The 20584-nt window shown below is 65.4% G+C and carries 19 protein-coding genes and 1 riboswitch; of the genes, 6 read left to right on the top strand and 13 right to left on the bottom strand.

The window, feature by feature from the left end:
* Positions 1-87 precede the first annotated feature (87 nt).
* Entirely contained in the window at positions 88-732 is a 645-nt protein-coding gene (locus tag ABRP28_RS19725; protein WP_350004889.1) for a LytR C-terminal domain-containing protein, read from the bottom strand.
* Positions 733-782: 50 nt separating this feature from the next.
* On the bottom strand, positions 783-1112 hold the full coding sequence (locus ABRP28_RS19720; protein WP_350004891.1) for a DUF3263 domain-containing protein: 330 nt from the start codon (positions 1110-1112) through the stop codon (positions 783-785).
* 143 nt (positions 1113-1255) lie between these two features.
* On the opposite strand from ABRP28_RS19720, the gene ABRP28_RS19715 reads away from it, so the two are divergent.
* Both ABRP28_RS19715 and ABRP28_RS19710 read left to right on the top strand, forming a co-directional pair.
* Positions 1256-2026 (top strand): uracil-DNA glycosylase, encoded by a 771-nt coding sequence (locus ABRP28_RS19715; RefSeq protein ID WP_350004893.1) that lies wholly within the window; start codon positions 1256-1258, stop codon positions 2024-2026.
* Between the two features lie 14 nt (positions 2027-2040).
* Positions 2041-2880 (top strand): siderophore-interacting protein, encoded by an 840-nt coding sequence (locus ABRP28_RS19710; RefSeq protein ID WP_350004894.1) that lies wholly within the window; start codon positions 2041-2043, stop codon positions 2878-2880.
* Positions 2881-2894: 14 nt separating this feature from the next.
* Here the strand turns inward: ABRP28_RS19710 and ABRP28_RS19705 are convergent, their stop codons facing one another.
* The 3 genes from ABRP28_RS19705 to ABRP28_RS19695 form a co-directional block, all read right to left on the bottom strand.
* Positions 2895-4397, bottom strand: coding sequence for a threonine/serine exporter family protein (locus ABRP28_RS19705; protein WP_350004896.1), 1503 nt, complete (start codon positions 4395-4397; stop codon positions 2895-2897).
* A gap of 50 nt (positions 4398-4447) precedes the next feature.
* Positions 4448-5761, bottom strand: coding sequence for a peptidoglycan bridge formation glycyltransferase FemA/FemB family protein (locus ABRP28_RS19700; protein ID WP_374152898.1), 1314 nt, complete (start codon positions 5759-5761; stop codon positions 4448-4450).
* Positions 5762-5862: 101 nt separating this feature from the next.
* Positions 5863-6996: a peptidoglycan bridge formation glycyltransferase FemA/FemB family protein gene (locus ABRP28_RS19695; protein ID WP_350004898.1), complete on the bottom strand. Its 1134-nt coding sequence runs from the start codon at positions 6994-6996 to the stop codon at positions 5863-5865.
* A 110-nt stretch (positions 6997-7106) separates the two neighbouring features.
* Here ABRP28_RS19695 and ABRP28_RS19690 point away from each other — a divergent pair, with 110 nt between their 5' ends.
* Complete coding sequence (locus ABRP28_RS19690) at positions 7107-7652, top strand: TspO/MBR family protein (protein ID WP_350004900.1); 546 nt, start codon at positions 7107-7109, stop codon at positions 7650-7652.
* 16 nt (positions 7653-7668) lie between these two features.
* Here ABRP28_RS19690 and ABRP28_RS19685 read toward each other — a convergent pair whose 3' ends face one another.
* From ABRP28_RS19685 to ABRP28_RS19670, 4 genes are all read right to left on the bottom strand, one after another.
* The gene (locus ABRP28_RS19685) at positions 7669-9111 is read right to left on the bottom strand and encodes an L-serine ammonia-lyase (RefSeq protein ID WP_350004902.1); all 1443 of its coding nucleotides are present in this window, start codon (positions 9109-9111) and stop codon (positions 7669-7671) included.
* 412 nt (positions 9112-9523) lie between these two features.
* Positions 9524-10684, bottom strand: a complete 1161-nt coding sequence (gene gcvT, locus ABRP28_RS19680; protein ID WP_350004903.1) for a glycine cleavage system aminomethyltransferase GcvT — start codon at positions 10682-10684, stop codon at positions 9524-9526.
* A gap of 11 nt (positions 10685-10695) precedes the next feature.
* Positions 10696-13608: an aminomethyl-transferring glycine dehydrogenase gene (gcvP, locus tag ABRP28_RS19675; RefSeq protein WP_350004905.1), complete on the bottom strand. Its 2913-nt coding sequence runs from the start codon at positions 13606-13608 to the stop codon at positions 10696-10698.
* A gap of 178 nt (positions 13609-13786) precedes the next feature.
* Positions 13787-13885: riboswitch (glycine riboswitch) on the bottom strand.
* A gap of 93 nt (positions 13886-13978) precedes the next feature.
* Positions 13979-14518, bottom strand: coding sequence for a TetR/AcrR family transcriptional regulator (locus ABRP28_RS19670; RefSeq protein WP_350004907.1), 540 nt, complete (start codon positions 14516-14518; stop codon positions 13979-13981).
* Positions 14519-14585: 67 nt separating this feature from the next.
* On the opposite strand from ABRP28_RS19670, the gene ABRP28_RS19665 reads away from it, so the two are divergent.
* Positions 14586-16169 carry an MFS transporter gene (locus tag ABRP28_RS19665; protein ID WP_350004908.1) on the top strand — a complete coding sequence of 528 codons (1584 nt, stop codon included), beginning with the start codon at positions 14586-14588 and terminating at the stop codon, positions 16167-16169.
* Positions 16170-16272: 103 nt separating this feature from the next.
* On the opposite strand, the gene ABRP28_RS19660 is transcribed toward ABRP28_RS19665, so the two are convergent.
* Positions 16273-16752 carry a Dps family protein gene (locus ABRP28_RS19660; protein ID WP_066273843.1) on the bottom strand — a complete coding sequence of 160 codons (480 nt, stop codon included), beginning with the start codon at positions 16750-16752 and terminating at the stop codon, positions 16273-16275.
* Between the two features lie 222 nt (positions 16753-16974).
* On the opposite strand from ABRP28_RS19660, the gene ABRP28_RS19655 reads away from it, so the two are divergent.
* Positions 16975-18531: an APC family permease gene (locus ABRP28_RS19655; protein WP_350004913.1), complete on the top strand. Its 1557-nt coding sequence runs from the start codon at positions 16975-16977 to the stop codon at positions 18529-18531.
* Between the two features lie 93 nt (positions 18532-18624).
* Here the strand turns inward: ABRP28_RS19655 and ABRP28_RS19650 are convergent, their stop codons facing one another.
* The 3 genes from ABRP28_RS19650 to ABRP28_RS19640 form a co-directional block, all read right to left on the bottom strand.
* A complete protein-coding gene (locus ABRP28_RS19650; protein ID WP_350004915.1) occupies positions 18625-19173 on the bottom strand; it encodes a hypothetical protein in 549 nt (182 codons plus the stop codon).
* Between the two features lie 296 nt (positions 19174-19469).
* A complete protein-coding gene (locus tag ABRP28_RS19645) occupies positions 19470-19772 on the bottom strand; it encodes a DUF4193 domain-containing protein (RefSeq protein WP_350004917.1) in 303 nt (100 codons plus the stop codon).
* Positions 19773-19864: 92 nt separating this feature from the next.
* A complete protein-coding gene (locus tag ABRP28_RS19640) occupies positions 19865-20068 on the bottom strand; it encodes a hypothetical protein (RefSeq protein ID WP_350004919.1) in 204 nt (67 codons plus the stop codon).
* 143 nt (positions 20069-20211) lie between these two features.
* On the opposite strand from ABRP28_RS19640, the gene ABRP28_RS19635 reads away from it, so the two are divergent.
* Positions 20212-20559 (top strand): hypothetical protein, encoded by a 348-nt coding sequence (locus ABRP28_RS19635; RefSeq protein WP_350004921.1) that lies wholly within the window; start codon positions 20212-20214, stop codon positions 20557-20559.
* Positions 20560-20584 lie beyond the last annotated feature (25 nt).

Genomic DNA, 20584 nt, shown 5'->3' with positions numbered 1-20584 from the left:
CATGGCCGGCGGCAAACGTTATTCAGGCGTAACCCCTGGCCCTGGCGGGGGAGGATGTGACGTAAGTGTTTGTTGGGAAGCCCGGCGCTACTGGTATCCGGGGCCGAGAACCACCACCAGGGGAACCTGGAATTCGGCACTCTCCACTACGGCCGGAACGCCCAGGAGTTCAGCGAGAGCTTGCGCACTGGCCTCCTGCGCTGCTCCCGCGTAGAAGATGACGGAGCCCTGCTGCGGCGCCCCTGCCCAGTTGCCTACCTGGCCCAGCGTCCAACCGTCCGACTGCACGGTTCCCCCCACACGGCTTGCCAGCCCGGCAATTCCCGCAGCGTTGTACACGGCCACGGCCTGGGTTTTGTCCACCACTGCCGTTTGAATGGTGGGCTGTGGGCTGGACGGAGTCTCGTTGCCCGCTGCATCCGGTTCGGAAGAGGACGAAGGCTCCGGCTCGATGGAGGGACTTGCTGACGTGTCCGGCGCAGCGGAAGGGGTCGGACCGGTTTCGGCCAGCGGTGCTGCTTCCAGGCTCGACGCCGCCTGGGTGGCAGGACCGTCGAACCCAAGCTTGGGCAGGATCAGGAAGGAAACCACGCCGATGGCCAGCGCAACAACCCCTGCGGTCAGGATGGGCCACAGACGGACCCGGCGCGGAGCAGATGCTGTCCGGTGTACACCTTGTCGCGACGCGGTCTGCGGAACCTTGTCGAATTCATCGCGGGCGTATTTGGTCATGGGAAAGAGACATCCTTGTGTGTAGCTGCTGAGGATTCAGCGTGAGCGTCTTAAGCGTCGGACCCCAGGCGGCGTGCAGTGCGTGCACGGTGACGCGACGTACGTAGTCTACGCAATCTCTTGACCAGCATGGGGTCATGCGCCAGCGCATCCTCGGTGTCGATCAGGGCGTTGAGGAGCTGGTAATAGTGCGTGGCGGACAGGTCGAACAGTTCCCGGATCGCCTGTTCCTTGGCGCCGGCATACTTCCACCACTGCCGCTCCAGGGCAAGCATCTGCTGCTCCCGCTCGCTCAGCGGCGACTCCCGCAGCGTGAAGTCTGCCAACAGGGTGTTCCGTTGTTCCTGCTCCGGCAGGTGCTCCCGAGCTGGCTCCGCCACGGCGCACTCTCCTTAGCTGGTTTACGTAAATGTCTGACCCCCATGCTACGGACGAACAACACCATTGTCATTTGCGCTGTAGCTGAGCCGCGCAGGAGGCGCAGGCACAGCCGGCGCCTCCTGCCGCCTGCAAGAATGGACTGATGTTTGAATCCGACGCCTTGTTTGAGCTGGAGCAGGAACCGACCGGCACCACGGGCTTCGCCGCCCAGGCCCGGCTTCCGCTGGCAGAGCTGATGGCACCGGACTGGGCCGCGGCACTCTCGGACGTGGACGCCGGACTGCGCGCCGTTCTTCGGTTCGCCGCCGATGAAGTAGCAGCCGGGCACCAGGTCCTCCCGGCGCCGTCGAACGTCCTGCGAGCCTTCCGCCAGCCCCTTGCGGAGGTGAAGGTGCTGATTGTGGGACAGGACCCGTACCCCACGCCGGGGCACCCAGTGGGGCTGTCCTTCTCCGTGGATCCGCACGTCCGGCCCATTCCCCGGAGCCTCGCGAACATTTACCGCGAGCTCGAGGCAGACCTGGGAATCCCGCCGAGGGTGCACGGCGACCTGTCTGCGTGGGCCGGCCAGGGGGTACTGCTCCTGAACCGCGTGATGACGGTCCGTGCAGGGTCGGCAGGGTCCCACCGGAGGAAGGGCTGGGAAGAAATTACGACGGCGGCAGTGCAGGCATTGGGCGCGCGGCGGGCACCGGACGGGTCACCCCTGCCTCTGGTCGCGGTCCTGTGGGGGAAGGACGCCGAGAGCGTCCGCCCGCTGCTGCCTGGCGTCCCCTCGGTGTCCAGCGCGCACCCCAGCCCGTTGTCGGCTTCACGGGGTTTCTTTGGTTCCCGACCCTTCAGCCGCGTCAACGCGCTCCTGCGGGAGCAGGGGGCAGCCGGCGTAACCTGGGAGCTCCCGGCGGTACCCTAGCTTAGGCTTGCCTTATGAGCATTGTTCCCGCCGCCACCAGCGCCAGCAAGAAAAGCCGCCCCCAGGTCAACCTCACGGTGGTGCGCCGCGAACAACTGGCGCCGCATATGGTGCGGATTGTTGCGGGCGGCGACGGTTTTGCCGATTTCGTCAACAACGGCTTTGTTGACCGCTACGTCAAGATTGTCTTCCCGCAGCCAGGTGTCCAGTACCCCGTCCCCCTTGATCTGTGGAGCATCCGCGAGATCATGCCCCGGGAACAATGGCCTTTTACGCGCACCTACACCCTTCGCTGGGTGGATACCGGGGCACAGGAACTTGCCATCGACTTTGTGGTCCACGGCGACGAAGGGCTGGCGGGGCCCTGGGCGGCGAGGGCCCAGCCGGGAGACACCCTGACCTTTACCGGCCCGGGCGGGGCGTACAACCCGGACCCCGAAGCTGACTGGTACCTGTTCGCCGGTGACGAGGCAGCCCTGCCGGCCATTGCCGCCTGCATCGAATCCCTCCCGGCGGAAGCGGCCGGCGCCGCTTTCCTCGAGGTTGATTCCGAGGCCGACATCCAACCGATTGCCGCCCCGGCCGGACTGGAACTGCACTGGCTCTTCCGCCGTGGCGTTCCGGCAGGCGAAAGCAGCCTCCTGGTGCAGGCCGTCGCCGCCGCTGACTGGCCCGCCGGCAGAGTGGACGTTTTTGCCCACGGCGAGCGGGGGTACATGAAGGCGCTCCGTGATGTCTTTTTCGTCCAGCGCGGCCTGGAACGCAAGCAGGTGTCCCTGTCCGGGTACTGGGCCAAGGGCCGCGTTGAGGACGCTTTCCAGGCAGAGAAGAAACTGCCCGTAGGGCAAATCTAGGCAGCCGGGCCCGGTCAGCGGCGGCGGGCCCGCCGGCGCTCGTTGCTGGCCAGGCTGCGGGTCAGCGGCCTCGCCAAGGTATCCCCCAGCACGATCCCGCCGGCAGTCCCCAGGACTATGGCACCGGCGTTGAGCATCCCGCCGGCGCCGAGCAGGATCTCGGCCTCCTCGATGGTCAGCACATACATCGACCGGAAGATGGTCAGGCCGGGCAGCAGGATCAGTGCCGCGGGCACTGCTACCACCAACTGGGGTGCGCCCATCCGCAAGGCGACCACCCGGGCCAGCAGGCCGATCGCCACGGCAGCCAGGGCCGGCGAGAACCGGTCGCCGATGCCCAGCAGGCCGCCGCCCAACAGGACGAGGTAACCTGCGACCCCCACTGCCGCCGTGGGAAGCAGGAGCTGCCAGGTGGTCTGTTCCGTGACACCGATGGCCATCACCGCCACTGCCACAAGGATTACCAGGACCCACAGGTCGTAGGCCGGCGGGAAGGTCTGCGTCACATCGATGCCCTGCATGCCCGTCAGCTGGCCCGCCACAAAAGCGACCGCGATGCCCGCCACGAGCGCACCAAAGGTCAGAAGCGTGGAAAGGAACCGCCCCGCTGCGGTTACAGGGAAACCGTTGATGGCGTCCTGCACCGAGGAGACCAACCGGCCCGTGGGCAGGAGCAGCAGGATTCCCCCCACCACCACGATGGCTGGCGAGGTTGTCAGCCCAAACTGCCACAGGAGCAGGGCAAGCAGGGTGACGGCGAAGGAACAGCTGGCGGTGGTGAAGAAGTCCGGCACCCGCCACCGGCCCAGCTGGCGGGCCAGCAGGCTCACTCCGATGTTGACGGCGAACGCTATGGCGGAGGACACCGGCCCGCCGCCCAGCACGGCTACGAACGCTGCGGCAAAAATCCCAAACGCGGCCGTCACCATCCACCGGGGGAAGGGCTTGGGGCTCGTGATTGCCTCGTCAAGCCTGCGGATCGCTTCATCGCGCCCCACTCCCCCGGCAACGATGTCCGTCACCAGCTGATGGACCTTCGCGAGGCCCGCATAGTTGTTGGTCCAGGACCGGACCACCCGCAGCAGCGCGATGGGCGTCTGGTCCTTGGGGGCGTAGTTGATGCCCACCGACTGGTTGGTGATGTCCACTTCGATGTTCTTCAGGCCCAGCGCCGCCGTGACGGCAATGATGCTGGTTTCAACCTCGAGCGCTCCTGCACCGTAGCGGAACATGGTCTCGGCCAGGTGCAGCGCAAAATCCAGGGTCTTCCGGGCGGACGTGTCCACGCCGCCAACCTGGATCATGGGGTTTGCGTAGGGGCTGCCGGTGAGCCGGTCCACGATGCTCATGGGAGCCGTGGGCGGGTTCTCACCTTGGACCAGCCGCCGCAGCATCCTTTTGGCAGCTGCGTTCTGCCGTACTTGGGAGGGAGTCAGCGGCTCGGTTTTGGGCAGGCCGTCGGTGCGCGGCGTTGCTTTCGGTGATCCGCCGCCGGGATAGTCAGGCCGGTCGGTCATGGGTCCCTCCTCCCGTGATGGTGATGTGCAGTGAATGTCCGGCGGGCGCGTCAGGCGGAGCGCCGCAGGGGCAGCTTGCCCAGCAGGAGGCGGGCGGCGCCTGCTGCCGCGCGGGCAATCTTGTTGGCACGGAACACAGCCGGGCGGACGGGCATCACAAAGTCGCCGACGAGCTGCACCACTTCGCCGCCGAAGCCCTTCTTGAACTCGTAGCCGCCGTGGCCTTCCTCGTCCTGGCCGGAGATGCCGAACGTGCCGTAGAAGTTGTACCGCGGGTAGCCCTTTTCGAGGGCGTGCAGCATCATTCCCCAGTACAGCGACGTGGCGCCGTTGAAGTAGATGTAGTCCTGCACGGTGCCGCCGATGACGCAGACCACCTCGTCGCCGTAGCAAACGAAGTGGATGGCGGCCACCGTGGCCACGCCGACGGAATCCGGGAAGCGTTCGATGTCCTTCAGGCTGCGCTCGTAGCTGTCAACCAGGTCCTGGACCACTTTGAGCCGGTTGGCCTTCTTCTTGCTGCCGGTCTCTTCCACTTCGCGGCGCAGTTCCGCCGCGGTGGCGGATTCCTCGGCAAGCCGGTCCGTAATGGATTTCCGGTAGGCGGGAATGTCGATCTTGGCCATCATGAGTTTGGTGAACTCGGCGGAGGTGGTGCGGAGCAGCTGTTCGTAGTAGGCGCGTTCGCGGTAGACGAAACCCTTTTCGTCACCGGCCCGGCTCAGGGCGCCGTAGAACTCGTCCAGGGTTTCCAGCGTTGCCTGCTCCAGGAGGACCCCGTTTTTCTCCGCTTTGCGGATGGCCTTCCGGGTCCGGTAACTGGTGCCCATGATCAGTTCTTCTGCGTCCTGGACGCCCTCCAGGCTCTTGATGAACATCCAGTTCACGTTGATGAAGTTCATGTCCAGCCCCTGGTGCTGGAAGCCCAGCCCGCCCAGCTGTGCCACCAGCGGCCTGTTGTCCTCCACCTCGGGGTGTTCCGCGCCATCGGCGTCGCGGGCAATGTACTTGAGGTTCGGGGAGATCCGCAGCTCGGCGGCTTTCCGTTCCACGGCGCGTTTGCGGAGAAGTCCGACGACGGCGCGCACCAGCCCAGCGTCCGTGTAGTCCATCAGGGGGCCCTTGGCGCATTCGCAGATGGTGTAGCCGAGGCGTGTGGTGGTGTAGTTCAGCTTGCCGGCCGCTACCAGTTCACCGTCGCGGCGGACGCCGAAGAGTTCAACCTGCTGCCCCCTGGCGCGCTGGAACCTTGTGAAGTCGAGGGACTGGAGGAAGCTGTTTTGTGGGTGCTTCAGCGCGAACTGTTCGAATTCGGCGTCGCTGAGCACGGCGAACTCCAGGTCGGCGGCGGAAAGTGCAGTCAAGGGGTTACCTTCTTCACGAATGGGGGCTGGCAGAGGCAGGCTGTGGGCTGGGTCGGCGGCGGGACGCGGAACAGGAAAGGCGGCGTTCCCCGGCTTCCGGGTCAGTAGAACTGCTGGCCGGTGCGGGCAGTTTCGATCCGGCGGAACACCTTCTCGGCTCCCTTGACCCAGAGCTTGTGTTTCACGGGCGAAAGAACGTAGTCGTGGCAGCCCACAAAATCGGTGACGGTTTTGGTGAAGCTGGTCTTGAACATGCCCATCCCGTAAAGATTGTGGCTCTTGTCCTTGATCCGTGAGGCTGGCGGGGTGCCGCAGAAGTCGTATTCCCTGCATCCCAGTTCCTGCATGCGCCGGATGGCAGCCCACTGGACGAGGTGCGAGTCGCCGTACTGCTTGCGGTTCTGGGTGGAGCCGCCGTCCTTGTAGGTTGCTTTGGCCCCGTAATTGATGACGAAGGCTCCCACACTGGGTTTTCCGTCTTCGTAGGTGAAAAAGAAGTTGCCCTGGCCCCGGTTGCAGAATTCGTCCCAGAAGGCTGCGTAATACTCGTAGCTGCGCAGCGGCATGGAGCCTTTGGCGTTGACGGTGTCCGCCATGAGGTCGTAGAGGGCCCGGTAGGTTTCCGGACCGTGTTCCTGGCGGACAACTTCGCAGCCTTCCCGCTCGGCCCGGCGGATGGCGTTACGTGCCCGGGAGGAGATGGTCTTGAACACTTCTTCTTCTGGGGCGGAAATGTCCAGCAACGCAGTGGAGTCGTTGGACTGGATGTTGGGCGCCTTGACGAGGCCCGCTTCCAACAGGCGCGCCTGAGCCTCTTCAGACTCCACGATGTCCGGTTCGATCTTGATGGTGAAGACGTTGAGCTTCCGGCCGCGCACGAAGGCTGCGCAGGCCTCCAGCGCCGGGCTGAGGTCCGCGGGCCCCTCCAGGTCGGGACCTTTGATGAGGTACCAAAGCCGGCCCAGCACGGGAAAGCTCTTTTCGAGCACCAGGTTGTAGCTGGCAGATGTACCGTTTTCGAGGACCAGGAAGCGGACTTTCCAGCCGCTGCCGTTCTTGACCGACGCGTACGCGGCTGACTGCAGCATGTTGCCGCCGTTGGGGTTGGCCGTGACGTGCTTGTCCCAGTTTTCAATCTCTTCGGCTGTGGCAAAACGTGCGGTAAATTCTCGCAAGGGGGCCGTGTCCAATCGGTTTCGTGCGCGGTTTCGGTACTCGTGTCTGCGTGCGGACATGCAGCCTCAAGTCTAAAGCCTGATGCCGCTGCCCCTTTTCAGGAGCCCGCCGGTGCCTGCCTTTGCCCCGTGGCCTTGACTCGGGTGGGCCGGTTGGCAAGGGTTGAGGCATGCAGCCGAACCGCGAAGAGTTGTCATTGCCGCCGGATGGAAGGGACCAGCCGTACAGTACGCGGGTGCAGGCAGCGGTGCTGGCTGGATTTCTGGTGGCTTCCTTCCTGGTGGCCGGACTCGGCGGATTCTCCACGGTGGACAACGTGGACGGTTGGTATGCCACGGCTGACAAGGCCCCCTGGTCCCCGCCGAACTGGCTCTTCGGCCCGGTGTGGACGCTGCTGTACGCAGCCATGGCGGTGGCAGCCTGGCTGGTCTGGCGGAAGCGTGCTCCCAAGACCAGGCCGGCGCTGACGGCCTACGCGGTCCAGCTGGGGCTGAATCTCGCCTGGACTCCGGTGTTCTTCGGCCTCTATCCCGCTTTGGGTACGGCTGCGCTATGGCTCGCCCTGGCCATTATCGTGGCCTTGATCGCCGCGGTCACGATGACAGTGCTCTATTTCGGCCCCATCAGCAGGACCGCGGGACTGCTGCTGCTCCCCTACGTTGCCTGGCTGGTCTTCGCGTCCACTTTGAACTGGTGGGCTGCGGTCCACAACTGAAGGTTCCCTGGGGCTCTCAGCATTCGACGACGTTGACGGCGAGGCCGCCCATGGCCGTTTCCTTGTATTTGGAACTCATGTCCTTGCCGGTCTCACGCATGGTCACGATCACCTCGTCCAGCGACACCCGGTGCGAGCCGTCGCCCCAGAGCGCCATCTTCGCGGCGTTTATCGCCTTCGCCGCCGCGATCGCGTTCCGCTCAATGCACGGGACCTGGACCAGCCCGCCGATCGGGTCACACGTCAGGCCCAGGTTGTGCTCCATCGCGATCTCCGCGGCGTTCTCCACCTGTGGGGGTGTCCCGCCCATCACCTCAGCCAGGCCCGCAGCGGCCATCGACGACGCCGAGCCCACCTCGCCCTGGCAGCCCACCTCAGCCCCGGAGATGGACGCCTGCTCCTTATAGAGCACCCCGACGGCGGCGGCGGCGAGCAGGAACTTCACCACGACGTCGTCGCGGTCCTGCTGCGTGGCGTTCTCCATCCCCGGCGCGAAATGCAGCGCGTAATACAGTACCGCCGGGATGATCCCTGCCGCCCCGTTCGTCGGCGCCGTGACCACCCGGCCGCCGGAGGCGTTCTCCTCATTCACCGCCAGGGCGATCAAGTTAACCCACTCCTGCCAATACTTCGGGTCATGGAACTCGGTGTCCGCGCCTTCACCGTCCTGGTCTTCGCCGGCGGGCCGGGCGCTTTCCTTCCGCAACCGGTCATACCAGTCAGGCGCCCGCCGCCGGACCTTCAACCCGCCCGGCAGCACCCCCTCACGCTTCAGGGACGTCGCCACACACCCCTCCATCACCGAGTAAATATGCAGGAGGCCTTCGCGGATTTCCTCCGGGGTGCGGCTGTCTTCCTCGTTGACCCGCATCACGTCGCTGATGCCCAAACCGGTCTCCCGGCAGTGCGCCAGCAGCTCCGCGGCGGTCCGGAACGGCAGCGGCAGTTCCTTCTTGGACTCCTCCAACTCCTGCAGCGCCGCGTCCTCCTCACCCTCACGGACAATGAACCCGCCACCCACCGAAAAGAACGTGGCGCTGTGCAGGACCTGGCCGCCGGCGTCCGAGACCGTAAAAGTCATGCCGTTCGTATGCCGCGGCAGGACAGTCAACGGCCGCAACACCATATCCTTCACCCCATACGGCAACGCCACCGCACCGGCCAGCTGCAGCACCCCGGTCTCCGCAATCGCCGCCAGCCGCTCCTCCACCTCATCGGGCAGGATCAGCTCCGGATGAAACCCCTCCAACCCCAACAAAATGGCCGTCATCGTCCCGTGCCCATGACCCGTCGCCGCCAACGACCCATACAGATCCACCCGCAACGCCGCCACCCCCGCCAGCACGCCGGAACCCTTCAGCTCCTCCGCAAAAACAGCAGCAGCCCGCATCGGCCCCACAGTATGAGACGACGAAGGCCCAATCCCAATAGAAAAGAGATCAAAGACTCCAACAGCCATGCGATTAGTTCCTAACTAAAGAGTTCGTGGTGGGTTGGGTGCGGCCGGCCGAATTCCTCCGCGGGCTCGGTCGCGTGGACGCCCGCTGGGCGGACGTGACGCTCCCTTAGACGCCCGCCTCCGGAATCCGCCCAGCCGCCAGGGGCCCGTCGCCTAAGGTGATGAACGCACGAGGGGCTGGCGGAGCCGGACTTTTCGAAAGCGTGGGCGGGTGAAACAAAAAAACACGCACGTAGTTCGCGTCCACCCACTTCCTGAACGACCTGACCATGTCCGCGCACAACCGCAACGCCCGCACGAGGGGCCGGCGGAGCCGGACTTTTCGAAAGCGTGCGTCAAAGGCGAGGAACGAGCCAGCACGCGTGAAAATGTCCGGTCCGGCGGCCCCGAAGGTGACCGCGCCAAAACAAGGCTACTTGGAGCGTTTATAGAACGGCAGGTCGACGACTTCGAACGGCTCTGCCTTACCTCGCAAATCAACGTCCAGTGCTGTGCCAGCCTCGGTGAATTCAACGTCGACGTAGGCCATGGCGATCGGGTATCCGAGCGTGGGCGAAGGCTGGCCCGAGGTCACTTCGCCAACTGTCGTGCCGTCCTTGAGCACGGGGTAGTGTGCGCGGCCGGCGCGGCGGCCCAGTCCTTTGAGTCCCACGAGCCGGCGGCCGGCAGTAACGCCTGCGCCGGCTTCCTTTTTTGCGGCGAGCGCCGCCTTGCCCACGAAGTCGCCTTCCTTTGAAAGCGCGACGACGGGGCCCAGGCCGGCGGCGAAGGGGTCCCCCTGCAGCGAGAGCTCGTTCCCGTACAGCGGCATGCCCGCCTCAAGGCGGAGCGAGTCGCGGCAGGCCAGCCCGGCGGGCGTCAGCTCCCCATCCTCCGCGATGGCGACGAGTGCCTGCCAAAGGCCCGGGGCGTCGTCGTTCGCCACAAAAATCTCGAAACCGTCCTCACCGGTGTAACCGGTGCGGGCGAGCAGGAGGTCCTGCCCGGCACCGCCCACCGGGAACGGGACTTCCACGGCGGCGTAGTACTTCAGCTCCGTCACCAGGCTGTGCTGGGCCGCGGGCACAAGTCGCAGCAGCAGCTCCTGCGCCTTGGGGCCCTGGACGGCGATCAGCGAGGTGGCCGCTGAGGCGTCGTCCACCTGGACGTCGAAGCCGGCTGCACGCTCCGCCAGGGCCGCGGCCACCACGCCGGCGTTGCCTGCGTTGGGAACCACCAGGAAACGATCCGTACTGCCTGGCGCGGTACCCGCGGTTGCCGGACGGCGGTAGGTGATGAGGTCGTCAATGATGCCGCCGTCCTCATTGCAGATCAGTGAGTACTTCGCCTTGCCCACCGCCATGGCCGAGATCTTCCCCACCAGCGCATAATCCAGGAACGCGGCGGCATCCGGCCCGGTGACCCAGACCTCGCCCATGTGGGAAAGGTCAAAGAGCCCGGCAGCGTTTCGGACGGCGTGGTGCTCGGCCAGCTCCGAGCTGTACTTCAGGGGCATCTGCCAGCCGCCGAAATCGGTGAAGGAGGCCCCCAGCTTCTTGTGCTCGTCGTAGAGGGCGGTGCGCTTCTCAGTCATGGCAGGCGTCCTCAGTTTTCGAATTCGGACAGCGGCGGGCAGGAGCAGATCAGGTTGCGGTCCCCCGCCGCGCCGTCGATGCGGCCAACGGGCGGGAAGTACTTGTCCTGCTTAAGGGATTTCACCGGGAACACGGCCTGCTCGCGCGGGTAGGCACGGTTCCAGGCGCTGCTGATGGCGGCGGCGGCCGTGTGCGGGGCGTTCCGGAGCGGGCTGTCCGTCACCGTGAAGTCGCCGTTGGCCACCTGGTCGATTTCCTTGCGGATGGCGATCATGGCTTCGATGAAGCGGTCGATCTCGCCGAGGTCCTCGGATTCCGTGGGCTCCACCATCAGGGTGCCCGCCACGGGGAAGGCGAGTGTGGGGGCGTGGAAACCGTAGTCGATGAGGCGCTTGGCCACGTCCTCGGCAGTGACGCCGGTGCGGGCCGTGAGTTCGCGCAGGTCCAGGATGCATTCATGCGCCACCAGCCCGGCTTCGCCGGTGTACAGGACCGGGAAGTGCTCGTCCAGCCGTGCCGCGACGTAGTTGGCTGCCAGCAGCGCTGATTTGGTGGCCTCGGTGAGGCCCTGGCCGCCCATCAGCTTCACGTAAGCCCAGGAAATGGGCAGCACACCGGCGGAACCGAACTTGGAGGCGGAGATGGGGACGTCGTTGCCTTCCGTCCAGGTGGCGGCGTTGCCGGGCATGAACGGTGCCAGGTGCGCCTTCGCCGCGACGGGCCCGACGCCGGGTCCCCCACCGCCGTGCGGGATGCAGAAGGTCTTGTGCAGGTTCAGGTGGGACACGTCCCCGCCGAACTTGCCCGGCTGGGCCAGCCCCACAAGGGCGTTGAGGTTTGCGCCGTCGATGTACACCTGGCCGCCGGCGGCGTGGACGGCGTCGCAGACCTCACGGACGTCGGCGTCGTACACACCGTGGGTTGAGGGGTAGGTGATCATGATGCAGGACAATGCGTCCTTGTTCGCCTCGATCTTGGCGTAAAGGTCGGTGTGGTCGATGGTGCCGTCTGCGGCGGTGGCCACCACAACCACCTTCATGCCCGCGAGGACAGCCGAAGCGGCGTTCGTGCCGTGCGCAGAAGCGGGGATCAGGCAGACGTTGCGCTGCTGGTCGCCGCGGGAGTGGTGGTAGCCGCGGATCGCCAGCAGGCCGGCGAGCTCGCCCTGGGATCCGGCGTTGGGCTGGATGGACACCTGGTCGTACCCGGTGATCTCGGTCAGCTGGGCTTCCAGGTCTGCGATGAGCTCACGCCAGCCCTCTGTCTGGGAGTCCGGGGCGAACGGGTGGATGGAGGCGAACTCCGGCCAGGAGATGGCTTCCATCTCGGCCGTGGCGTTCAGCTTCATGGTGCAGGAGCCCAGCGGAATCATGGTGCGGTCCAGCGCCAGGTCCCGGTCAGAGAGGCGGCGGATGTAGCGGAGGAGCTGGGTCTCGGAACGGTGCGTGTTGAACACCGGGTGCTGCAGGAAGTCGGAGGAACGTCCGACGGCGGCGTCCAAGCCGAAGGCAGGGTCACCTTCGGCGTCAACAACTGAGACGCCGAAGGCTCCAACGCCAAAAGCGTCAAGGACGCCGCCGACAATTTCCGTTGTGGTCGTTTCGTCAGTGGAGAAGCCCACCGTGTCAGCGTCGATGCTGCGCAGGTTGATGCCCTGCGCCTCCGCTGCGGCGATGATGCCCGCAGCCCTTCCCGGGACGGAAACGGTGACGGTGTCGAAGAAGCTGGTGTGCAGCACGTCGAGGCCTGCTGCCTTGAGGGACGCAGCCAGGCTCCTGGCGTGGGCGTGCGCCGACTGGGCAATCGCCTTCAGGCCCTCCGGGCCGTGGTAGACGGCGTACATGGAGGCCACGATGGCCAGCAGCGCCTGGGCTGTGCAGATGTTGGACGTGGCCTTCTCGCGGCGGATGTGCTGCTCGCGGGTCTGCAGGGCCAGGCGGTAGGCGGGAACACCGGCGGAGTCCTTGGAGACGCCCACCAGGCGGCCCGGCATGGAGCGCTCGAGGCCCTTCTGCACAGCCATGTACGCGGCGTGCGGGCCGCCGTAAAACAGCGGCACGCCGAAGCGCTGGGCGGAGCCGACGGCGATGTCGGCCCCCTGCTCACCGGGAGGCGTGATGAGCGTCAGCGCCAGGAGGTCGGCCGCCACCGTCACCAGGGCGCCGCGTTCCTTGGCATCGGCGATCACTGGGCTGTGGTCGAACACCCTGCCGGACGCGCCGGGCTGCTGCAGCACCACACCGTTGATGGCGCCGTCGGGCAGCCCCTTGGCGAGGTCCGCGACTTCAACCTCGAAGCCGAGCGCCTCGGCGCGGCCCTTGACGATGGCGATGGTCTGCGGCAGGCAGTCTGCGTCCAGCACTGTCTTGCCGTCCCGGGCGTCCTTATTTTTGTTGGCCCGGCGCATCATCAGCACGGCCTCTGCAACGGCCGTGGCTTCGTCCAGCAGGGAGGCGTTGGCGATGGGCAGGCCTACCAGGTCCTGGACCATGGTCTGGAAGTTGAGCAGCGCCTCGAGCCGGCCCTGCGAGATTTCGGGCTGGTACGGGGTGTACGCGGTGTACCAGGCCGGGCCCTCGAGGATGTTGCGCCGAATCACCGGCGGGGTCACGGTGTCGTAGTAGCCCTGGCCGATCATCTGCACGGCGGTCTTGTTTTTGCCGGCCAGCCTGCGGAGCTCGGCGAGCGCCTCCACCTCGCTGAGCGCGCCTGCCAGTTCGAGCGGCGAGTCCTGCCTGATGTCCTTGGGGACGGCGGTGTCAACCAGGGCGTCCACGGTGTCGTAGCCCACGGCTTTGAGCATGGTGTCGACGTCGGACTGGCGCCGTGCGCCGATGTGCCGGTCAACGAAGGTGGCGGCAGGAGCATGGACGGCGGAGGCCGGGGTGGCGGAGGCCGGAGATACAGTCACGAGGAACTCCATAACTAAGGCGGCGCAGGGTACGCCGCATCGATTCGTGTCCCTCCCCGCTCTGTATTGGACCTGAGAGTTTCCGCGCGGCCTGCCTGGGCTGGCCCCGCTTGCACCGTCGGTGAGCACAGCTGCCTGGAGTTCCGGAACCGGATCTCCGCGCGAACAGCCTGCTGCTTTCCAGAGTTGCCTCGCCGCGGCGGTACATGGGCCTGTGAGATTCCTGGGGAGGTATTGCTCCTACGGCGCCTGCTTGTACCTTCTGGCAGAACTCTCCCGCCGCAGATCAAAGGCTATTAATTTGGGTTGTTGTCTGTGCTTGCCGGTGACGGCCCACACAGCTCCAATTCTCCTACGCTGCGGGCCGCCGGGCAAATGCCGGTTAACCCCGCAGGCGCTCCACCGCCGCCAGGAGTTCTTCCACTTCCTCCTGCCGGTTCCCGGGGTTGCCGGACGGACCACTCTCCCACATGGCATTGAAATAGAGGCCATCACCCATGTACAGCACCGCCTTGGCCATTCCCGTGCCCACATCCTTCCCGATCAGGTCCAGCCATTGCTGCTGGATCGCGGCAAAACGGCGCCGCGCGCCCTCGTGCGCCACCTCCGCCAGGCGGGTGGCAGCAACAAAGGAGCGGTCCATCGGGGTGTCGGACCAGAGCGACGACCGGATGAAGTACGCGGCCGCGCCTTCCTGCGCGGCGGCCATCGCAGCGAGGTCCTCCCCCGCCAGCCGGTCCAGCCGCTCCAGGGTGGCCGTGATCAGCGCTTCCTTGTTGGGGAAGTGGTACAGCAGGCCGCCTTTGGAGACGCCGGCGCGCTTGGCTACCGCATCCAAGGTGGCGGCCCTCTCCCCCACATCGATGAGGAGCTCCTCAAAGGCATCGAGGACGGCATCTCGCGCTACGGGTTTTCTGGCCATGGTTCCCATCATGCACGGTGGTGATTTGATTTCTTAACTGTACCGTCCAGACGGTACAGTTAAGCTCATGACCCCATCCGCCGCTTCCCAGCCCAGGACCTGCCAGCCCACTTCAGCCGCCCTGCCCGCTGGCAACCCATCCCGTGGCACCCGGAGGGACTGGCTGGCCCTGGCATTGCTGATGTTCCCCGTCCTCCTGGTGGCCGTGGACAACACGGCGCTCACCTTTGCGCTGCCGGCCATCGCGGGCGCCTTGAACACCTCTGGGGTTGAGCTCCTTTGGGTCGTGGACGCCTACCCGCTGGTACTGGCCGGCCTGCTGGTTGCCATGGGCAGCCTGGGTGACAGGATCGGGCGCCGGCGGCTGCTGATCATCGGCAGCATCGGCTTCGCGGCAGTATCAGCAGCCACCGCCTTTGCGCCCAGTGCCGGCTGGCTCATCGCCGGCAGGGCGGCGCTGGGATTCTTTGGCGCCATGTTGATGCCCTCCACGCTGTCACTGATCCGGAACATCTTCCCGGACCCCAACCGGCGGCGGCTGGCCATTGCCATCTGGGCTGCGGGGTTCTCCGGCGGCGCCGCGCTCGGGCCGATCTTTGGCGGCTGGCTGGTGGAACAGTTCTGGTGGGGCGCAGTGCTTCTGGTGGCGGTACCCATCATGCTCCCGCTCCTGGTCCTCGGCCCCGCCTTCATCCCTGAATCCCGGGATCCATCACCGGGAAAGGTGGACGTGCCCAGCATCCTGCTCTCGCTGTTCACCATGGCCCCTGTGGTTTATGGGATCAAGGAGTTCGCCACCGAAGGGCCAGGCGCAGCAGCCCTGGGCACCATAGCGTTCGGCGTGTTAATGGGTACTGTTTTTGTCCACCGCCAGCAACGCCTGCGCAGCCCGCTGCTGGATCTTTCCCTGTTCCGCAACAGGGTTTTCAGCATGGCCATCACCGCCAACATCCTCGCCCTGTTCTCCTTCAACGGGTTCATCCTCTTCCTGGCCCAGCACCTCCAGCTCATCGAGGGGATGTCACCTTCGGCCGCCGGGATGGCAATGATCCCGGCCCTGGTGGCCACCATCGTCGCGGGCCTTGCCGCAGTGCCGGCCGTCAGGAAGATCCGCCCGGGCTTCGTGGTGGCGGCCGGGCTTGCGATGAGTGCCGCCGGCTACAGCCTGGTGACTTTTGGCAGCCATGCGGGCGGACCTTCGCTGCTGCTGGCCGCACTGCTGGTCCTCGCGCTGGGCGTGGGGACTGCCGAGACAATCTCCAATGACCTCATCCTGGGAAGCGCTCCCCCGGAAAAATCAGGCGCGGCAGCAGCAATCTCCGAGACGGGCTACGAGGTGGGTGCCCTGCTGGGAACCGCCATCCTGGGTTCCATCCTTACCGCCTCCTACCAGCACAACCTGCGGCTCCCGGCGGGCATCACCGAAGCCGCCCCCGCCTCAGGAACTGTGCATGCCGGCGAGACCCTTGCCGGCGCCATGGAGCTCGCGGCCCGGCTGCCGCAGCCCCTGGGAGGTGCCGTACGCCAGGCCGCGGCAGCGGCGTTCGATTCAGGAGTGCACATCACGGCGGCAATCGGGCTGGTACTGATGGCGGCGGCGGCCGTCCTCGCCGCCGTCGTGCTTCGCAGCGCGCCCAAGGCGGACGGCTGAAAGCCGCCCTGCGCACCTGGCTATGGGACAGAAAAGGCGCCCGCAGCCGGAGGATAACCTCCAGCAGCGGGCGCCCTGCATTCCGCGACCCCGCGGGCGCTGCCTACTTTGCGTCCGGCGCCGTAACGCTGGCGGTGGGCTTCATGTTTTCCGCGTTCACCATCCAGGCGTACTGCTCGAGCTTGGCAATGAACTCGTGCAGCAGGTCCGCGGTGGTGGGATCCTCTTCATCCACTTCATCGTGAACCTTGCGCATGGTGCCCACGGCAGCCTCAAGGGCAGCAACGATGCGTTCGATCGCGTCCTTGGTGCTGATCAGGCCTTCTGGGAACTGGGCCAGGGACGTGGACTCGGCCACGGTGGAGCTGCGGCCGTCCGGCAAAGCGTGCAGTGCCCGCATCCGCTCGGCAGTGTCATCAGCGAACTGGCGGGCAGCGTCCACAATCTCATCCAGCTGCAGGTGCAGGTCGCGGAAGTTGGTTCCCACGATGTTCCAGTGCGCCTGCTTGCCCTGGATGTGCAGTTCGATCAGGTCGGCGAGCACGGCCTGCAGGTTATTGGTCAGTGTCGGTGAAGCTTTCATGCGTCCTCCTCAAATGGTCCAGTAATCCCGACGTTATCAGCACCACAGCGCACTGCGGCCGGTCCGCAGGGGATTTCTCAGTGAGCTTACTAATTTCGCCAACGGAGACATAAAAGAACGTCATTCATATTCTCCCTTGCGTCGCGCGTCACACGCCCCCATACTAAATGAACGCCATTCATATAGTGACCGTAGTCTCAACTTCTTCCAGAAAGTGGTGCCATGACCGAGACCATCCGCACCAGAACAGCCCCTGCCGGTTCCGGGCCGCACTCCCCGGGGACTTCCGGCATCAGCCCCAAAGGACTGAAGGGCGGGCAGCTGGGATTGCTGGCCGTCGTCGTCCTGGGCATTTCCACCATCGCCCCCGCCTATACCCTGACCAGTGCCCTGGGTCCCACGGTCAATGAAGCCGGACTCCAGCTGCCTGTCATTTTCCTGATCGGTTTCATCCCCATGATCCTGGTCTCGCTCGCCTACCGGGGACTCAACGCCGATTCCCCGGACAGCGGCACCACCTTCACCTGGGTTACCAAGGCCTTCGGCCCCTGGGTGGGCTGGATGGGAGGCTGGGGCCTGCTGGCCGCAAACATTATTGTGCTTTCCAACCTGGCGGGAGTCGCCGTCGACTTCTTCTACCTCTTCCTTTCGCAGCTGACCGGTTCCCCGGAGCTCGCCGAGCTGTCCGCAAACAAGGCCCTGAACGTGCTGACCTGCTTTGTGTTCGTGGCCCTGGCGGTCTGGGTCAGCTATCGCGGACTCCACACCACCAAGCTGGTCCAGTACAGCCTGGTGGGATTCCAGCTGCTGGTCCTGGGCCTGTTTGTGGGCATGGCCTTCGCCAACTGGTCTTCCTCAGAAACCGCCATCCCCTTCAGCTGGGAATGGTTCGACGTCACCAAAATCGAGACCTTCGGGCAGATCACCGCAGGCATCTCACTCTCCATCTTTGTCTACTGGGGCTGGGACGTCTGCCTGACGGTCAATGAGGAAACGTCCAACGGCAGGAAGACTTCCGGGCTCGCCGGCACCCTCACTGCCCTGATCGTCCTGGCGATCTACCTGCTGGTGAGCATCGCCACCATGATGTTCGCCGGCGTCGGGGATACCGGCAACGGCCTGAACAACACCGAGATCCACGAAAACATCTTCACCGCCCTGGCTTCGCCCATCATGGGTCCCTTCGCCATCCTGATGTCCCTGGCCGTGCTGTCCAGCTCGGCCGCTTCCCTGCAGTCCACGTTCATGTCACCTTCCCGGAGCATGCTGGCCATGGGGTTCTACGGTGCGCTTCCCGAACCGTTCAGCCGCGTCAGCCGCAAGTTTGCGACGCCGGGCTTCGCCACCGTTGCTGCCGGCGTCATGTCTGCGGGCTTCTACGCGGTGATGCATGTGGTCAGCGAGAACGTCCTCAATGACACCATCCTGGCGCTCGGACTGATGATCTGCTTCTACTACGGGCTGACGGCGCTGGCGTGCGCCTGGTACTTCCGCCACAGCGTTTTCGACAGCCTGCGGCACTTCGTTCTCCGCTTGGTGTGCCCGGTGCTGGGCGGGGTGGGCCTGTTCGTGGTGTTCCTGCAGACTGCAGTGGACAGCTGGGCCCCGGAGTTCGGCAGCGGGTCGGAGATCTTTGGAGTGGGCCTGGTGTTTGTCCTCGGAGTCGGCATCCTGGCCTCAGGCGCCGCCGTCATGCTCATCATGGCCAAGGCCCGCCCCGGCTTCTTCCGCGGCGAAACCCTCAAGCGGGATACCCCCGCGCTGGTGGTGCCGGAGTAGCCGCCGTGAGCTAGTCCAATCGCCCGGCCGCAGGAAAGGTGCCGTTCCCCGCACACAGGGGGGAACGGCACCTTTGTCGTCTACGGCCGAATGTCACCAGTAGTGTGCCACGTCCACCACCAGGCGGGACCCGGAGCCCGGCCCATCCAGGGTGAAGACCCGGAAGGGAAGGCGGGCCCGGACGCCCAGGCCGATGCTGGTGTAGCCCTCGTAGCTTCCGGCCCAGACCACTTGGCGGAACGTCTGGTAGCCGGCGGCGTTGGACAGCTCGTTCGGGTCAGCCGGGGTATAGGTGGAGTTGCCGTTGCCGTCGTAGGCGGGAGCGTTGACTGTCACCTGCAGGCGCCCGTTTCCCCGGACGGGGATGGTGAAGCCGGATCCGTCCTGCACTATCTGGGGAACGTACCGCACGGTGTAGCCGGCGGCTGTGCCGTTGAGGTCCACCACCATCCGGTCGAAGCAGTAGTGCTGCCCCGTGCGGACGTTGGTGACATTGGCGGTGCCCATGTCCGGGTCGGCTTTCGCCAGGGAACCCCACACAAGCCCGCAGTAGGAAGTGGTTGCCGAGGCGGGCCCCGGTGCCACGATTCCAAGCCCGGCAGCCATGAGGATGGCGGCGAGCCAAGTGGAAAACTTTTTCATTGTGGAGCCACCCATATGTTGAGCGATTGGATAGCTCAAGGGTAGGAGCGTTTACGGCGCAGATCGAGGGCTGTGGCCTGTTCGCCGCGGAACCGTTAGGGTGTGGCGCCGCGCATCACGCGCACATAAATACGGCGCGGAAAACCGGGCGTTCCTTGGCCTTTTGCGCCGGTTCTGCCCTGTTGTTGCCTTGGACCGGCACCTTGCCGTAACCGGCATAACGACGACGGCGGGAGGCGAAGAAGCGCCAGCCGCCCCTTTGGGGGGGGTGGCCGGAGCAGGGAAGTTCGGCAGCGTCAGCCTTCGCAGTCCCGGCAGTACTTCAAGCCGTTCTTTTCGCGGGCAACCTGGGAGCGGTGGCGGACCAGGAAGCAGGATGAGCAGGTGAACTCATCGGACTGTTCAGGAACAACAATGACCGTCAGTTCCTCGTTGGAAAGATCAGCGCCGGGCAGGTCGATGCCTTCGGCGGTGTCGTTCTCATCGACGTCAATGACTGCGGTCTGCGCGTTGCCGCCGCGGGACGCCTGGAGGGCCTCCAGCGAATCGGCTGGAGATTCTTCTTCCTGCTTGCGTGGGGCATCGTAATCGGTAGCCATAGCGTGTTCACTTTCGTTGCTGCGCAGCACCATTTCAGGCACCTCAGTGAAGCAGTTTAGGGCATGATCCCGCTACCGGTGCAATAGTGTGCTCAACCAGACATTCCGCTCGGCTGCGCCACGGATTCCGTGTGGCTCTGCCGGGCGTGCTCTGCCCCTACCGCCACCCCGCTCAGGGCGGGCAGCCATCCCCAGCGGGTTGCGTCAGCCATGGCATCGGCAGCCTGCTCGCCTGATTCGTAGGTAAACGTGTCACTGAGCCACGCGCGGAACCGGTCGAGGATGTTTGCGCTCATGCCTGAAACCTACGCAGCGATTGTTGTGGGCGCGTTTCGTCGCGGTCTCCCCGGCGTTAATCCGTAGCGGATTCCCTGCCGCGGTTCTACGCTGGAAGCCCTCCGGCTGACCCCGCGCCGGAACCGGCCAGGAAGGATACGGGATGGCAGTACGGCTGAACCGGAAGGCACTCGCCAACGCCCGCAAGCTCATTGCGGCAGGAAAGGTGGAACGCGATGTCCGGGATGACTGGAGTGAACACGCGCCGTCCACGGAGCAGGAGAACACCTTTATCGACAAGCACGGGTTCGGCGACTACGCGGAGTGGCACCTTGGCCGGGACGACGACAAGTCGGAGGGGACCAAGGGAAGTGTCAGCTTCCCGTTTGGGGATTTCAGCAAAGTCCACCGCTGCGCCGTCATTTCGCTGGAAAGCAGGGCGGGGCAGTACGGGCACGATGACATCAGGGACGCAGCCAGGAAACTGCTCGATCTGATGGACTCCGACTGAGCAGCACGTCCGGCGCGGCACGCGC

The sequence above is a fragment of the Pseudarthrobacter sp. WHRI 8279 genome (genome assembly GCF_040224115.2).
GTDB lineage: Bacteria > Actinomycetota > Actinomycetes > Actinomycetales > Micrococcaceae > Arthrobacter.
Note: the sequence above shows the minus strand (reverse complement) of the source record. Positions and strands in the feature narration are given on the sequence as shown.

Excerpts from the sequence above, each read along its gene's own strand:
- ABRP28_RS19635 (WP_350004921.1), top strand. The coding sequence starts at position 20,212 with ATGGCAGTACGGCTGAACCGGAAGGCACTCGCCAACGCCCGCAAGCTC.
- ABRP28_RS19685 (WP_350004902.1), bottom strand. The coding sequence starts at position 9,111 with ATGGCTGTTGGAGTCTTTGATCTCTTTTCTATTGGGATTGGGCCTTCG.
- ABRP28_RS19665 (WP_350004908.1), top strand. The coding sequence starts at position 14,586 with ATGACCCCATCCGCCGCTTCCCAGCCCAGGACCTGCCAGCCCACTTCA.
- ABRP28_RS19640 (WP_350004919.1), bottom strand. The coding sequence starts at position 20,068 with ATGAGCGCAAACATCCTCGACCGGTTCCGCGCGTGGCTCAGTGACACG.
- ABRP28_RS19710 (WP_350004894.1), top strand. The coding sequence starts at position 2,041 with ATGAGCATTGTTCCCGCCGCCACCAGCGCCAGCAAGAAAAGCCGCCCC.
- ABRP28_RS19660 (WP_066273843.1), bottom strand. The coding sequence starts at position 16,752 with ATGAAAGCTTCACCGACACTGACCAATAACCTGCAGGCCGTGCTCGCC.
- ABRP28_RS19690 (WP_350004900.1), top strand. The coding sequence starts at position 7,107 with ATGCAGCCGAACCGCGAAGAGTTGTCATTGCCGCCGGATGGAAGGGAC.
- gcvP (WP_350004905.1), bottom strand. The coding sequence starts at position 13,608 with ATGGAGTTCCTCGTGACTGTATCTCCGGCCTCCGCCACCCCGGCCTCC.
- ABRP28_RS19670 (WP_350004907.1), bottom strand. The coding sequence starts at position 14,518 with ATGGCCAGAAAACCCGTAGCGCGAGATGCCGTCCTCGATGCCTTTGAG.
- ABRP28_RS19650 (WP_350004915.1), bottom strand. The coding sequence starts at position 19,173 with ATGAAAAAGTTTTCCACTTGGCTCGCCGCCATCCTCATGGCTGCCGGG.
- gcvT (WP_350004903.1), bottom strand. The coding sequence starts at position 10,684 with ATGACTGAGAAGCGCACCGCCCTCTACGACGAGCACAAGAAGCTGGGG.
- ABRP28_RS19715 (WP_350004893.1), top strand. The coding sequence starts at position 1,256 with ATGTTTGAATCCGACGCCTTGTTTGAGCTGGAGCAGGAACCGACCGGC.
- ABRP28_RS19725 (WP_350004889.1), bottom strand. The coding sequence starts at position 732 with ATGACCAAATACGCCCGCGATGAATTCGACAAGGTTCCGCAGACCGCG.
- ABRP28_RS19655 (WP_350004913.1), top strand. The coding sequence starts at position 16,975 with ATGACCGAGACCATCCGCACCAGAACAGCCCCTGCCGGTTCCGGGCCG.
- ABRP28_RS19645 (WP_350004917.1), bottom strand. The coding sequence starts at position 19,772 with ATGGCTACCGATTACGATGCCCCACGCAAGCAGGAAGAAGAATCTCCA.
- ABRP28_RS19705 (WP_350004896.1), bottom strand. The coding sequence starts at position 4,397 with ATGACCGACCGGCCTGACTATCCCGGCGGCGGATCACCGAAAGCAACG.
- ABRP28_RS19695 (WP_350004898.1), bottom strand. The coding sequence starts at position 6,996 with ATGTCCGCACGCAGACACGAGTACCGAAACCGCGCACGAAACCGATTG.